The sequence below is a fragment of the Planctobacterium marinum genome, from assembly GCF_020687805.1.
In the GTDB taxonomy this organism is placed as follows: Bacteria; Pseudomonadota; Gammaproteobacteria; order Enterobacterales; family Alteromonadaceae; genus Planctobacterium; species Planctobacterium marinum.
On the sequence record NZ_JAJEWQ010000003.1, the window covers coordinates 747224 to 762417 of the forward strand.

A 15194-nucleotide genomic window follows, 5' to 3' on the forward strand; every position below is an offset into this window, starting at 1 on the left:
TTAAATTTTTGTTTTTGTGTTATTTGACTTCGCTGTTTTATGCTCTACAGGTTTAAGGGATGGCGTGTCTTTGGAAGAAACAGACGTGCTGATGATAGCGCTTACAATGAGCACTATCACAGTTAACAACACACCGGTGAGTCCGAAACCTTTGCTGGAACGATTCATAACCTACTCTTATTTTTGTTTTTGTTGTTGAGGTTTATCCGAAAATGACCATCGCATTTTATCCTTCAGGTAATCCTATCCGTCAGGTGATATTTCTACGTTCCTGTAGCGTATGATAAGACATACTCATAGATTACTATTTGAGCAATCATAAACAATATAGATTTCACAAACAACCAGGAAACCCTACAAAATTGGTGATTTTTTACTAATAATTCGATTTTTTTAGTCAAAAATCACCGAAAGTGGACGAGAGGGTAAATTTCCTCTCGCCACATTAATGTCAGCCTAAAGACTTTCTGGCATTGCGGAACATACGCATCCAGGCGCCGTCCTCTTGCCAGTCTTGTGGATGCCATGAATTTGCCACTGTGCGGAATACCCTTTCCGGATGCGGCATCATAATGGTTGCGCGGCCGTCCTGGGTGGTGAGTCCGGTAATACCATCCGGGGAACCATTCGGGTTCATCGGATACTGCTGTGTGACCTTACCGGCATAATCCACATATTTAAGGCTGACCAAATTCTGTGCTGCGGTTTGCACATCATTATTTGCAAACACAGCCCGCCCTTCACCGTGAGAAACAGCAATCGGAATTACAGAACCGGCCATACCTTCAAAAAATATAGATGGGCTCTTTTGCACTTCTACCATAGAGAATCTGGCTTCAAAACGCTCTGAGTAGTTTTGCACAAAGTGCGGCCAATGTTCTGCGCCGGGGATCAGCGATTTCAAATTGGAAAGCATCTGGCAGCCGTTACACACACCTAAGGAAAAACTGTCGGGTCGCTCAAAGAAGGTCTGAAACTGCTCTCTTACCTGCTCATTAAACAGGATAGTTTTTGCCCAGCCTTCACCGGCACCCAGTACATCTCCGTAGGAAAATCCACCGCAAGCCACCAGGCCGTTAAATGCCGACAGCGAAACACGGCCGGCAATCAGGTCGCTCATGTGAACATCGACACTGTTAAACCCGGCACGGTCAAACGCCGCCGCCATCTCAACATGAGAATTGACGCCTTGTTCCCGCAGTATCGCCATTTTGGGCGCCTTTCCGGTAGAAATGTAGGGAGCAGCAACATCTTCTGAAGGATCAAAGCTCAATTTAGCGAATAGTCCGGTGTTTTCCGGGTTGGCTTTGAGTTCATGCTCCTGTTGCGCGCATTCAGGGTTGTCGCGCAGTAATTGCATGTTGTAAGTGGTCTGTGCCCACAACATACGGAAGTAAGAACAGCTGTTTTGCAGTAAAACCTGCTCGTTCTGACTGATCACAATATCCTGACTGTTGTTTACAGTTGCCACTTCGTGCACCATGTCGCCTAGTCCGGCTTCAGCAAGAACTGCCATAACCTGGTCAACGTCATGTCCTGCCACCTGAATCACGCCACCCAGCTCTTCGTTAAACAAAGCACTGTTGGCATCACCGCTGAGTGAATCCAGAGAAATTTGTAATCCGCAATTTGCTGCAAATGCCATTTCCACTAAAGTGGTAAACAATCCTCCGTCGGAACGATCATGGTACGCGTGTAGTAACCCTTTGGTATTTAAGGTTTGCAACGCGTCAAAATAAGCTTTAAGCGATTCTGCAGAATCCACATCAGGTACCGATTTGCCCACTTTCTGATATACCTGAGCCAAACAGGAGCCGCCCATGCGGTTTTGACCACGTCCTAAGTCAATAAGTAATAATCGTGAGTCTTGCAGTGTTGTCGATAACTGTGGTGTTAAGGTTTTTCTGACATCTTCGACTTTGGCAAACGCAGTAATAATGAGTGATAATGGCGCGGTTACGCTCTTGTCTTCATCGCCATCCTGCCACTGCGTTTTCATGGACATGGAGTCTTTGCCTACCGGGATAGTTAGCCCTAGAGCCGGACATAACTCTTCACCTACCGCTTTTACTGCCTCGTATAGCCCGGCATCTTCACCAGTATGCCCGGCAGCAGACATCCAGTTTGCCGATAATTTAATGCGCTTTAAGGATTCAATATTTGCAGCAGCAATGTTGGTTATGGCTTCACCCACGGCCATTCTTGCTGAGGCGGCATGGTCCAGCAGTGCGATTGGCGTTCTCTCGCCCATAGACATGGCTTCGCCATTGTAAGTATCAAATGCGGCGCAGGTTACGCCAACATCTGCAACCGGGATCTGCCAGGGTCCCACCATCTGATCACGAGCCACCAATCCGGTCACTGTGCGGTCACCGATAGTCACCAGAAAGGTTTTCTCGGCGACGGTGGGCAGGCTAAGTATGCGCTCCGCAGCTTCAGATAACGGCAATTCCGCAGCGTTAAAATCATCGCCTTCAGCCTCAGACGAAGTCACATCACGGTGCATCTTGGGTGGTTTGCCCAACAGTACATCTAAAGGTAAATCCACTGGCTCATTACCAAAATGAGCATCAGTAACTCTCAGGTGCTGCTCTTCGGTGGCCACACCCACAACAGCGTATTGGGCGCGTTCACGCGCACAAATCTGCTCAAAAATTTCCAGTTTTTCAGGCGCCACCGCCAGTACATAACGCTCCTGCGATTCATTACACCAGATCTCCAGTGGTGATATACCAGGCTCGTCATTGGGTACATTGCGCAATTCAAAATCACCACCACGTCCGGCATCATTAACCAGTTCAGGGAAGGCGTTCGATAAGCCCCCTGCGCCAACATCGTGGATAAACAGAATGGGATTGTCTTCGCCCAATTGCCAACATCTGTCGATCACTTCCTGGCAACGTCTTTCCATTTCCGGGTTATCGCGTTGTACCGAAGCAAAATCGAGGTCTTCATTAGATTGGCCGGAGGCCATAGAGGAGGCCGCACCACCGCCAAGGCCGATGTTCATGGCTGGCCCACCTAGCACAATTAACTTGGCGCCGGGTGTAATGTCGCCCTTTTCAATGTGTTCAGCTCTGATATTGCCCAGGCCACCAGCAATCATAATTGGCTTGTGATAACCGCGAACTTCTTCGCCATTAAAGCTGTTCACCTGATTCTCATAGGTACGAAAATAACCCAGAATATTAGGTCGACCAAATTCGTTGTTAAAAGCAGCACCACCAAGAGGGGCTTCTAACATGATAGATAAGGCCGTGACAATACGATCCGGTTTTCCGTAATCGATTTCCCAGGGTTGTGGCAAAGCCGGAATATTCAAATTGGAAACCGTAAAACCCACCAGTCCCGCTTTGGGTTTGGCGCCAATACCAGTGGCACCTTCGTCGCGAATTTCACCGCCCGACCCTGTGGCCGCTCCCGGAAATGGCGATATTGCAGTGGGGTGATTATGGGTTTCTACTTTCATCAAAATGTGAATATCTTCCATGTGATAGCGATATTCACAGTTTTCAGCATCGGGGAAAAAACGTCCGGCATAGGAGCCAGCCATAACAGCCGCGTTATCTTTGTAGGCCGAATACACATAGTCTGAACATTGTTCGTAGGTGTTCTTAATCATTTTAAATAATGATTTGTCCTGCACGACACCATCGATTGTCCAGTCAGCATTAAAAATTTTATGACGACAGTGTTCCGAGTTCGCCTGAGCAAACATCATCAGCTCGATATCATTGGGGTTGCGCCCAAGGGTCTGATAATTTGCCACCAGATAATCAATCTCATCTTCTGCCAACGCCAAACCTAAGGTCAGGTTGGCGTCACTCAGCGCCGCCTTACCACCGGTGAGGATGTCCACCTGAGAAAAAGACACAGGCGCGGTTTCAGCAAACAAAGTTTCAGCCTGAGCCAGAGAGCTCATTGTCACTTCCGTCATGCGATCATGCAGTAAGGCGTTTATCGCAGCCTGTTGCTCTTCATTAACGGCTTCTGAATAGGAAAGATAATAAGCAACACCACGCTCCACTCTTCTGACTTGTGTAAGCCCGGTGTTGTGCAGAATATTTGTAGCTTTGGAAGACCAGGGAGAAATCGTACCCAGTCGTGGTGTCACCAATACGGATACCTCATCAGCACACTGCTTCTGCATGGGAATACCATAAGTAAGCAATTGCTCAAGCACCTGCATTTCTGCGTCAGTTAGTGGATTTGCGGTATGGGCAAAATGCACGTACTGTGCACTGACGTCAGCCACCGGCAAATTTTGCTCGCGAAATTGATTAATGAGTTTTTTAACTTTGAAGTCGGAAAGTGCGCTGGCACCATGCAAAATTAACATGCGATATCACTACCCAGAATGACAGTTTCCTTTGATTTAAAGGAAATCAATTGATAAAAAGGACATAACCTCAAACTGCAATATGCAGAATCAGGTATTAATGGCGGCTGGATTATAGAGCAAAAGCAAACTTTTTATAAGTTGCCAGACCAAAAACCAGGACAGTTTTCACTTATTTTTAGTATTTTTTTGTTTTAATGAAAAAAGTTTTCCAGATTGCGCTAATCATCGGCCTGACAGGTGGTTGTCAACAACAATTACCCGACGCCAATTTACTGCATGTCAGTCAGCAGGGCGTGTTAAAAGTGGGCATGCAGTATGGCCCCACTACCTATCTCAATGGCGCAGTTGAACCGCTTGGTTACGAATATGAAATGGCCAGAGGCTTTGCCGATTATCTCGGCGTGAAATTGGAGGTTTTTCCCTATTACGCCAGCACGTCGCTATTGCGCGCGCTGGACAAAGGCAATATTGATTTAATCGCCTCCAATCTGACCGTTACAGACGCCAACAGAGCGTACTTTAAGTTTGGTCCGGCCTACCAAAACGTTAGTGAAAAGCTGGTCTTTTTGCAGGGTAATGTTCGGCCCAGAAGTTTTGACGATTTAGCCGGCACCCTGGTTATTGCCAGCGATACCAGCGACAGCCACGTAATCAGCGAGGTAACACAAGCCTACGAAAACCAGCTCGCTGCGCAGTGGCAATTTGAACTGACCGACGAACAGGACGAACTGGAACTACTGGAAAATGTGGTAAATGGGGTTATTGATTACACTATCGTAGACTCCAATCTGCTTTCGTTAGTGCGCAGAAAACATCCGGAACTCAGTGTCGGATTTTCAGTGACCGAAACCCACCCCATCGCCTGGGTAACATCAGTTAAAACTGACGACTCACTCAATGGCGCTTTAATAGAGTATTTCGGTAACATCAAACAAAATGGGCAACTGGCGGCGTTAGAAGATAAATACTTCGGTCATGTCCGCCAGTTTAATTATGTCGATACCACACTCTTTCTCAAAGCGGCAAAAGAGGTATTACCCAAATATGAAGCCTGGTTTCGGCAATACGCGGGCGACATTGACTGGCGTTTACTGGCAGCAATGAGTTATCAGGAAAGTCACTGGGACCCAAGAGCCAAATCACCTACCGGTGTACGGGGCATGATGATGTTAACCTTGCCCACCGCCCGGGACTGGAAAGTTACCTCCCGCCTTGATCCGGAACAAAGCATTCGCGGTGGCAGCCAGTATTTTAACAGCTTACTGAGCCGGATCCCCGATCGCATCCAGTATCCCGACCGGCTCTGGTTTGCCCTGGCGGCCTACAATATCGGCTTAGGGCACCTGGAAGACGCCAGGGTATTAACTGAGAGACAAGGAGCTAACCCAGATTTGTGGGTGGATGTGAAAAAGCACCTGCCTTTGTTGCGCCAAAAACGCTATTACAAAACGACGCGCTATGGATATGCTCGCGGCCATGAAGCCCTCAATTATGTCACCAATATTCGTCGTTATTACGACAGCTTAGTATACTACTACGATGAGCACCCGGATCCGGCCAACACTGAAGTCAGCGAATAACAATGACCGGAGCAACGACTGAAAATCACAATTTGTTACCGATAATGTCAGCTTAGCTTCACAATTTCCCTTGTAATTTGAAATAAAAGTCTCAAATATAACGTTATATGTAACGGTTATGAAACAAAAGTGCGCTACATTAGGTCATAGTTAATGTGACTTATTGCCATTCTGGTTAGTCACTATAAAAACAAAGAGGTTATTTACAAAACAAGGAGTTTTATATGAAAAGAAACAATGTAACCCAAAGACGAAATATAAACTGCGCAACCCGCAGAAAACAATTGTTAAAAAAGCTACAGCGCAAAGTTAATATGCGCCGACAAGACTTTCAGTCTCAGTTAGAAATGCAGGAGCTGGCAACTGCCGGCTAGGCATTTCTATCCGCTTCCTGAGCAGCCCGCTTTAATGCCTTTTTCTCTTCTCTTCGACGCTTAAAAAAATCCGAAATCACGCTACTGCATTGTGCCTCAAGCACTCCCGATGTCACGCTTATCTGATGGTTTAACTTGTCATTGCGCACCAGATCCATAATGCTGCCACAGGCACCGGTTTTATAATCAGAAGCACCATATACCAGCCGCTCGATACGTGAATGGACCAGTGCACCCGCACACATCGGACAGGGCTCCAGTGTGACATACAGTGTTGTGCCCGGCATCCGGTAATTGTTAAGTGCACTACCCGCCTGACGCAAAGCCATCATCTCGGCATGGGCTGAAGGATCGTTAAGCGTAATACTCTGGTTCCAGCCTTGCGCGATCACTTCGCCATCTTTAACCAAAATAGCGGCCACCGGGATCTCTCCGGCGGCTTCTGCGTTAGGCGTTAATGCCAGCGCCTGCGCCATGTAATAGTCATCATCTTTTATTTGCTTTAGCATTTTTTCGTCATTCAGGTCATACTTTGGCGAATATAGCCAAACTCAATAAATTCAGGATACTTGCAAATCTGATAAAACATTGTTTTATATAGGCTTTTTATTTTGGCCGAAGATTTGCTTTCAGGTTGCGAATATTCATGAAATTATCACACGATTCATATTTTAAGGGGAAATAATTATGAATGTCACCGCTGTTGCGATTATCTCAATTATCTTTGGGTGTTCCATTGCCTTAGTCGGCATGATTTTAAAGCACCGCAGTCAGTCAAGACTCAATTCCGTAGACAGCGAGCGTCTGCAGGCAGAAATTTCGCAACTCAAAGAGCGTGTGGCCACTCTGGAAAAAATCGTCACTGACGAAAAGTACCAACTGAAAAAAGAATTTGATTCACTGAGCTGATTGCTATCCGGAATTACTCAGTTCCGTAAAAAAAACGGCCCTGTACCAACTCTGGTACAAGGCCACTTCCGATCAGCACCTTAGCAGGGCTGCTATACCATTAATGAACGACGCTTATTCCCACTCAATAGTGGCCGGCGGTTTTCCGGAGATGTCGTAAACTACGCGTGAAATGCCATCGATTTCGTTGATAATACGATTAGACACCTTACCCAAAAAATCATAAGGCAAGTGCGCCCAGTGAGCGGTCATAAAGTCTATGGTTTCCACCGCCCGCAGTGATACCACCCAGTCATATTTACGGGCATCGCCCATTACGCCAACTGAGCGTACCGGCAGGAATACAGTAAAGGCCTGACTCACTTTGTGATACAGGTCGGCAGCGTGCAATTCTTCGATGAAAATCGCATCGGCTCTGCGCAGCAAATCGCAATATTCTTTCTTAATTTCGCCCAGTACACGTACACCCAGACCCGGGCCAGGGAACGGATGGCGATATAACATGTCGTAAGGTATACCTAACTCAAGGCCAATCTTGCGTACTTCGTCTTTAAACAATTCCCGCAATGGTTCCACCAGTCCCAGTTCCATATCTTCAGGTAAACCACCGACATTGTGGTGAGACTTGATCACATGAGCTTTACCCGTTTTGGAGCCTGCTGATTCGATAACATCCGGGTAAATAGTGCCTTGCGCCAGCCATTTAGCATTCTTCAGCTTTTTAGACTCTTCATCGAATACTTCCACAAAAACATGACCAATGGTTTTGCGCTTGGCTTCCGGATCTTCAATACCGTGTAACGCATTGAGAAAACGTTCTTCGGCTTGCACTTTGATAATATTCAGACCAAAGTGATCACCAAACATATCCATCACCTGCTGACCTTCGTTCAGGCGCAGTAAACCATTATCCACAAAGACACAGGTCAGGTTGCTGCCAATGGCGCGGTGCAACAGCATCGCAGTCACCGATGAATCAACACCACCGGATAGACCCAGCACAACTTCTTGATCACCCACCTGTTGTTTAATGCGCTCTACGGCATCCTCAATGATGGAAGCCGGCGTCCACAAGGCTTCGCACTGACAAACATCCTGTACAAAATGCGACAAGATACGCATTCCCTGTTTGGTGTGGGTTACTTCCGGGTGAAACTGTACACCGTAAAATTGTTTTTCAGCATGGTACATACCGGCAAACGGGCAGGTATCTGTTTGCGCCATCAATTCAAAGCCTTCCGGCAAAGCAACCACTTTGTCACCGTGACTCATCCAGACATCTAGTAGTGGATTACCTGCGCTGTTGAGATGATCTTCGATTTTCTCTAACAACGGAGACGGATTGACCACTTCAACCTGGGCATAACCGAATTCACGCTCTGTACTGCCCTGTACCTTACCGCCCAGTTGTTCAGCCATGGTTTGCATACCATAACAAATACCCAGTACAGGTACGCCAGCCTCATAAACCCACTGTGGCGCTCTGGGAGAATCCGCTTCATGCACTGACTCTGGGCCGCCAGACAAAATAATACCGTTAGGCGCAAACTCTTTGATACTTTGTTCATCGACATCCCAGGCCCACAGTTCACAGTAAACACCAATCTCACGCACTCTGCGTGCGATCAATTGGGTGTACTGAGATCCAAAGTCCAGAATCAGGATTTTGTGTTGATGGATGTCTAAGTTCATTTGATAGTCTTCCGAATTCAGTTAAGTGTGAAACGAGAAAAAAGAGGTATTAATTGGAGCCAGAGTTAACGTGATGATAAAACTCTGACTCCATTATTATTGGGGCTTAGCCCATACGATAATTTGGAGCTTCCTTAGTGATGGTAACATCGTGAACATGCGACTCGCCCATGCCCGCAGACGTGACTTTCACAAACATCGGCTTGGTGCGCATTTCATCAATAGTTTGGCAACCTGTCAGGCCCATAGCAGAGCGCAAGCCCCCCATTTGTTGATGTACTATGTTGGCAATCGGTCCCTTATAAGCAACACGTCCTTCAATGCCCTCAGGTACTAACTTCTCAGCATTTTTGCTGTCCTGGAAGTAACGATCTGAGGAACCATTGCGCTGATTCATGGCACCCAATGAGCCCATGCCGCGATAAGATTTATAGTAGCGTCCCTGGTATAGTTCTACTTCGCCTGGCGCTTCTTCAGTACCGGCTAACATACTGCCTACCATTACCGAGCTGGCACCAGCGACTAACGCCTTGGCGATATCACCAGAGTAACGAATACCACCATCAGCAATAACCGGAATATCCAGATCTTTTAAAGCCTCAACGGCGTCTGACACGGCGGTAATTTGCGGTACACCACAACCGGTAACAATACGCGTGGTACAGATAGAACCCGGACCGATGCCCACTTTCACCGCATCTACACCGGCTTCAGCCAGATCTTTGGCACCTTCGCCAGTCGCCACATTACCGGCAATAATTTGCAGCTCAGGATATTTAGCACGAACCGTTCTGACGCGTTCCAATACCCCTTCAGAGTGCCCATGAGATGTGTCGATAAGTAAAACATCTACACCAGCATCCACCAGTAGCGAAATTCGCTCATCAGTACCTGGCCCTACGCCAACCGCAGCACCAACGCGAAGACGACCTAATTTGTCTTTACAAGCATTAGGTTTACTTTCGGCTTTTTTGAAATCCTTAACGGTGATCAAGCCTTTGAGCTTGAAATCATCATCAGTTACCAAAATCTTTTCAATGCGATGCTCATGCATCAATTCCAGTACCTGTTCCGGATCGGCACCTTCAGTCACAGTTACCAGGCGCTCCTTTGGCGTCATAACACTGGAAACAGGTTGATCTAAGTGTTGTTCAAAACGCAAATCCCGTCCGGTAACGATACCCACCAGATTGTTGTCTTTATCAACAACGGGAAAACCGGAAAAGCCGTGCAAAGCACTCAGTGCGTTAACATCGGCAATAGTGGCGTCAGGATCGATAGTGACCGGATCAGAAACCACGCCACTTTCGTATTTTTTAACACGGCGAACGTGGTCTGCCTGCTCTTCAGCAGACATGTTCTTATGAATAAAACCCATACCGCCTTCCTGTGCCAAAGCGATAGCTAATGGCGCTTCGGAAACCGTGTCCATAGCAGCTGACACCAGCGGTATATTGAGAAACACCTCACGAGTTAGTCGGGTGCGTAGGTTTGCAGTATGAGGTAAAACGGAGGAATGTCCGGGAACCAATAAAACGTCATCAAACGTTAAAGCTTCTTTGGCGATGCGCAACATGTAACTACCTATATGAGTATTTTGTTGCGGCGCAATTGTAGCTGCTTTAGTTAATCAGGTAAACTTAAAAACTCTATCTGTAGTAAAGTTTATTTTTACCCCAACCTGAAATTCTGAGCCAATTACATGCAAAGTCGTAGCGATATTTTTACAGTCAGCAAACTCAACCGGTTTGCCAAACACATTTTAGAATCAGAAATTGGCAGCATCTGGATATCAGCAGAGATATCTAATTTTGTCGCAGCAAGTTCAGGCCATTGGTACTTTACCTTAAAAGACGCCAGAGCCCAGGTTAAAGCAGCGATGTTTAAGGGTGCTAACCGCAAAGTACGGCAGTTACCAAAAGAGGGGGATAAAGTCCTGGTCAGGGGCGATATCAGCCTTTATGAGGCCCGTGGTGATTATCAACTCATCGCCTCTCACCTTGAACCAGACGGACAAGGCGACTTAAAACAACAATTCGAACAACTGAAAACCAGACTGGCCGATGAAGGCTTGTTCGCGCAGGAAAGAAAAAGGGCACTGCCCCCCAGGCCACAACGCATCGGCATCATCACCTCCCCCACCGGTGCAGCAATCAGAGACATCATTACGGTGTTCAAACGGCGCAATCCCGGCATTGAATTAACGGTATATCCGGCGCTGGTGCAGGGAGACGGTGCAGCCGTCTCATTGCGCAACGCATTAAAACAGGCCAACGCACATCAGTACGTTGATGCATTGGTCATTGGTCGTGGTGGTGGTTCAATGGAAGATTTGTGGTGTTTCAACGATGAACAGTTAGCCCGTGACATCACCCAAAGCGCAATCCCGGTGGTCAGTGCGGTAGGTCATGAAATTGACTTTACCATTTGTGATTTTGTCGCTGATCTCAGGGCTGCGACGCCATCGGCAGCAGCAGAATTATTGAGTTATTCTAATGCCGAAACCCAAAATCAGCTGTTGAATATCAGGCGGCAGCTTAGCGCAGCTTTTGTGAATCTGTTGCACACCAAACGACATGCACTGCAACAGCGTCGCCATGAGCTGAACCGGTTACACCCGGAATCCAGATTAAGAGAGCAATGGCAGAGTCTGGACCGATTGCAAACCGCTTTGCAGCGCGCTACGGAAAAGTGTATGTCACGACACAGAGACAAACTCGTCGCTCTGAACCACCGCATTGTTAAAAAAAATCCGGACCAACATATCACACAATTACAACATTCACTTGCCCGGGATAAGAAGCATTTGCAAAGTGCATTTCAGCATCTTTTGCAGTCTAAACAACAGCAATTTATCAATCAGTGTCATTTGCTGGATACCGTAAGCCCGCTGGCGACATTAACCCGCGGATATTCAATAACTTACAAAGATAATTCGATAGTCAAAAGCAGCCGACAATTACAAAAAGGGGACAATATTTGTACAAAATTAGTTGACGGAGAGGTGTATAGTCAGGTTTCATAATATGACATAGAATCAATTAGGGTACTCGTGAAGCGATTTCTCTGGCGATTTTTAACCTCTACATTGGCATTTCTGTGTTTGACACTGCGTGCCGAGCTGCCCCCACCAGAGAAAATCACCTGGTTAATTAACGATGCCCCGCCCTTTTTTATCACTCAGGGTCAACACAAACTCACCGGCATATGCGATGTGACGCTTTCTGCACTGCAACAGGCATTGCCAAACATCCAACATGAAGAGTTGATATTACCTCACACACGCATTGGCAAATATCTGGACGAAGGGCAACACGCCTGCTTTCCCTGCATGATTAAACGCGCTCACGCCACCGACAGGGCCACCTATTCAGATGGTACAGTTGTTTACCCACCGCATGTATTAGTGCTGGCACCACAAATTGAGAATAAAGCAGGAATCACAGGCAAGGCTGTTATCTCACTGACCCAACTACTCACGGACAACGAGTTAATCTTCGCCAGGCATGGTGGCCGGCAATTTGGTCCGTTACTGGATCAGGTATTGTCGCAACTCAGCGATAAGTCAGAGCAACTCATCTTACGCAATGAAGGAAAAAGCACAACTTCGGTGTTGCGCTTGTTACAAATACAACGGGCCGACTTTACGATTGAATATCCCGCTATCGTCAATTTTTTTAACACCACAGAACAACAGAACCTGAAGCAAGTACTAATTGCAGAAAATCAACATCAACCTGTGGTAGGTGCTGTTGGTTGTGCAACCCATGCAGATGATAATTTTGCGCTTCGCGCACTGACCAGCATTAATGGTGCACTGCGTGATATCGTCGTCAAACCGGAATACCAACACAGTGTCAGCCGCTGGTTTACCTCCAACCAGCAGTATCAACAGTGGTATCAGGAATTAGTGGTAAAGCACTAATCAACCCGCTTTAACCTTGCCTGGAATATTGCAACAGTGCAATTCCGGTGAGGATAAGCAGGCCCGACAACAGCAATTGCCAGCTGATTGCTTCGCCCAACAACGCAAACCCGGCCAAAGCGGCTAATAACGGTACCGTCAACTGAGACAAACCAGCCTGCAAGCCGGTTAACCGCGGGAGCACGTAATACCATACCGCATAACCTGCACCGGATGCCAACGCTCCGGATAAAATCGCTAATATTACGCCCTCTTGTGTCGCCCAGGACTGTGCGGTAGGCAAAAACAGTAAAAGTAAACACAAGGGCAAGGTACGCATAAAATTTGCCGTTGTATCAGCCAGCGGTTGGCGGCTGTGTGTTCCAAGGTGGGTATATAGTCCCCAGGCCGCTCCGGCAATTGCCATTAATCCAATACCGAGGGGCGACGGATTGCTGACTCCAGGCACTAACAGTACAAATAACCCCGACATGGCCAGAAGTACACTCATCCATTGCCTGGCTGCCATTGTATGACCAGCCCTCAGATACAAAGCGATCAAAGTAAACTGTACCACACTGAACAGTACCAGTGCCCCGGTGGCCGTATCCAGTGAGACATAGGCCAGCGAGAAAAACAGGGCGTATACAAACAGGGCAACCGCACCGCGCCAGCTACCTGCTGATAGCAGCGATTGAGCGGATCTGGTGGTGGTAAAACACAACGCAATCAACAGCAGGCAAACCGCCCCGGATAACAATCTGATCTGGGTAAAATAAACAGGCTCTATCAGATTATTCGCCAGTGCAAGGCGACATAACACTGAGTTACCGGCAAAGGCCAGCAAGGCCAAAAATGTGTAAATTAAGGTGTGCAATACTAAGCCTCAAAAACAAAACGGGATCATCATGACCCCGCTTAACCGTATTTTCTTTCTCAGCTGATTACTTTTTGTGGTGTTTCATCAATCGCTGACGCTTGCGGAGCTGCGATTGAGTGAGCTTGTTCTTTTTCCCTTCATACGGGTTCGCACCTTCCTTAAATTCTATTTTTATCGGTGTTCCCATCACTTTCAGAGATTTACGGAAATAATTCATCAGGTATCTTTTGTAAGAATCGGGCAAGTCTTCCACCTGATTGCCGTGTACCACGATTCTGGGGGGGTTGTACCCACCGGCATGGGCGTATTTCATTTTAACCCGGCGGCCACGCACCATCGGCGGTTGATGATCTTCTTGTGCCATTTCCATTATGCGGGTAAGCATCGAGGTATTCACCCGCTTTGTGGCTGATTTATAGGCTTCCTGTACCGATTCATACAGATGCCCCACACCAGTACCATGTAATGCAGAGATAAAATGCAATCGTGCAAAATCAATAAAGCCTAGACGAAAATCTAATTCCCGTTTAATGTCGTCCTTAACCTTAATATCCAGCCCGTCCCACTTGTTTACCGCTAAGACTAAGGCACGCCCGGCGTTCAATACAAAGCCAAGCAGGGATAAATCCTGGTCCGAGATGCCTTCGCGGGCATCAATGACCAGTAACACCACATTCGCTTCTTCAATTGCCTGTAATGTTTTGATAACCGAAAACTTTTCTACGGCATCACTGATTTTGCCCTTTTTACGAACCCCGGCGGTATCAATTAAAATGTAATCCTGATCTTCGCGCTGCATTGGAATATAAATACTATCACGCGTGGTACCAGGCATGTCATAAACCACAACGCGCTCTTCTCCGAGAATGCGATTGGTCAGTGTTGACTTACCAACGTTGGGTTTACCCACAATTGCCAATTTGATGGGCAACGACTGCAATCGCGCCAGTTCCGCTTCAGCGTCCTCTTCGTCCAGTTTTACCTTTTCCGGAATGCGCATATCTGGATACTGTTCCGACATTGGCACCAACGCGGTTTCCACCAGAGAAGCCACACCACGACCATGAGAGGCGGCAATTTGATAGACATCGCCTAATCCCAGGGAATAGAATTCTGCAGAGGCACTGTCGCCGTCTATGCCATCCACCTTATTGGCTACCAGTAAGGTTTTCTTGCCCTGAATACGCAGATGTTTAGCAATGCCCTGATCTGCCGCTGTCAGGCCAGCACGAGCGTCCACGAGAAAGATAACCACATCGGCCTCATTGACGGCCATCAGTGATTGCGAGGCCATTTCGGCATCAATCCCCTGCTCGTCACCACTGATACCACCGGTATCAATTAGAATAAACTGCCAGCCCTGAAATTTTGCCTGACCGTATTTGCGATCACGGGTTAAGCCCGGATAATCCGCTACCAGTGCATCCCGGGTGTTAGTCAACCGGTTAAATAAAGTTGATTTCCCTACATTAGGGCGCCCTACTAAGGCGATTACTGGTAGCATGAATAAAAC

12 protein-coding genes are annotated in these 15194 nt (G+C 47.3%); 5 read left to right on the top strand and 7 right to left on the bottom strand.

What is annotated here, in order from left to right; genetic code table 11:
- Together LJ740_RS13045 and purL are read right to left on the bottom strand one after the other, a co-directional pair.
- Window positions 1-168: a hypothetical protein gene (locus tag LJ740_RS13045; RefSeq protein WP_229529531.1), complete on the bottom strand. Its 168-nt coding sequence runs from the start codon at window positions 166-168 to the stop codon at window positions 1-3.
- Between the two features lie 283 nt (window positions 169-451).
- Window positions 452-4339, bottom strand: a complete 3888-nt coding sequence (purL, locus tag LJ740_RS13050; protein ID WP_229529532.1) for a phosphoribosylformylglycinamidine synthase — start codon at window positions 4337-4339, stop codon at window positions 452-454.
- A gap of 197 nt (window positions 4340-4536) precedes the next feature.
- Here purL and mltF point away from each other — a divergent pair, with 197 nt between their 5' ends.
- Both mltF and LJ740_RS13060 read left to right on the top strand, forming a co-directional pair.
- Entirely contained in the window at window positions 4537-5922 is a 1386-nt protein-coding gene (gene mltF, locus LJ740_RS13055) for a membrane-bound lytic murein transglycosylase MltF (RefSeq protein WP_229529533.1), read from the top strand.
- A 224-nt stretch (window positions 5923-6146) separates the two neighbouring features.
- Window positions 6147-6296 (top strand): hypothetical protein, encoded by a 150-nt coding sequence (locus LJ740_RS13060; RefSeq protein ID WP_229529534.1) that lies wholly within the window; start codon window positions 6147-6149, stop codon window positions 6294-6296.
- Here LJ740_RS13060 and tadA read toward each other — a convergent pair.
- A complete protein-coding gene (tadA, locus tag LJ740_RS13065; protein ID WP_229529535.1) occupies window positions 6293-6805 on the bottom strand; it encodes a tRNA adenosine(34) deaminase TadA in 513 nt (170 codons plus the stop codon). The genes LJ740_RS13060 and tadA overlap by 4 nt on opposite strands.
- Before the next feature lie 178 nt (window positions 6806-6983).
- Here tadA and LJ740_RS13070 point away from each other — a divergent pair, with 178 nt between their 5' ends.
- Window positions 6984-7205, top strand: a complete 222-nt coding sequence (locus LJ740_RS13070) for a hypothetical protein (RefSeq protein WP_229529536.1) — start codon at window positions 6984-6986, stop codon at window positions 7203-7205.
- 114 nt (window positions 7206-7319) lie between these two features.
- Here the strand turns inward: LJ740_RS13070 and guaA are convergent, their stop codons facing one another.
- Together guaA and guaB are read right to left on the bottom strand one after the other, a co-directional pair.
- The gene (gene guaA / locus LJ740_RS13075; protein ID WP_229529537.1) at window positions 7320-8897 is read right to left on the bottom strand and encodes a glutamine-hydrolyzing GMP synthase; all 1578 of its coding nucleotides are present in this window, start codon (window positions 8895-8897) and stop codon (window positions 7320-7322) included.
- 106 nt (window positions 8898-9003) lie between these two features.
- Entirely contained in the window at window positions 9004-10473 is a 1470-nt protein-coding gene (gene guaB / locus LJ740_RS13080; RefSeq protein WP_229529538.1) for an IMP dehydrogenase, read from the bottom strand.
- Window positions 10474-10599: 126 nt separating this feature from the next.
- On the opposite strand from guaB, the gene xseA reads away from it, so the two are divergent.
- Complete coding sequence (gene xseA, locus LJ740_RS13085) at window positions 10600-11922, top strand: exodeoxyribonuclease VII large subunit (RefSeq protein ID WP_229529539.1); 1323 nt, start codon at window positions 10600-10602, stop codon at window positions 11920-11922.
- Between the two features lie 27 nt (window positions 11923-11949).
- Window positions 11950-12822, top strand: coding sequence for a hypothetical protein (locus LJ740_RS13090; RefSeq protein ID WP_229529540.1), 873 nt, complete (start codon window positions 11950-11952; stop codon window positions 12820-12822).
- A gap of 10 nt (window positions 12823-12832) precedes the next feature.
- Here the strand turns inward: LJ740_RS13090 and LJ740_RS13095 are convergent, their stop codons facing one another.
- The gene (locus LJ740_RS13095) at window positions 12833-13678 is read right to left on the bottom strand and encodes a DMT family transporter (RefSeq protein ID WP_229529541.1); all 846 of its coding nucleotides are present in this window, start codon (window positions 13676-13678) and stop codon (window positions 12833-12835) included.
- Window positions 13679-13745: 67 nt separating this feature from the next.
- Complete coding sequence (gene der, locus LJ740_RS13100) at window positions 13746-15185, bottom strand: ribosome biogenesis GTPase Der (protein WP_229529542.1); 1440 nt, start codon at window positions 15183-15185, stop codon at window positions 13746-13748.
- Window positions 15186-15194: the final 9 nt, after the last annotated feature.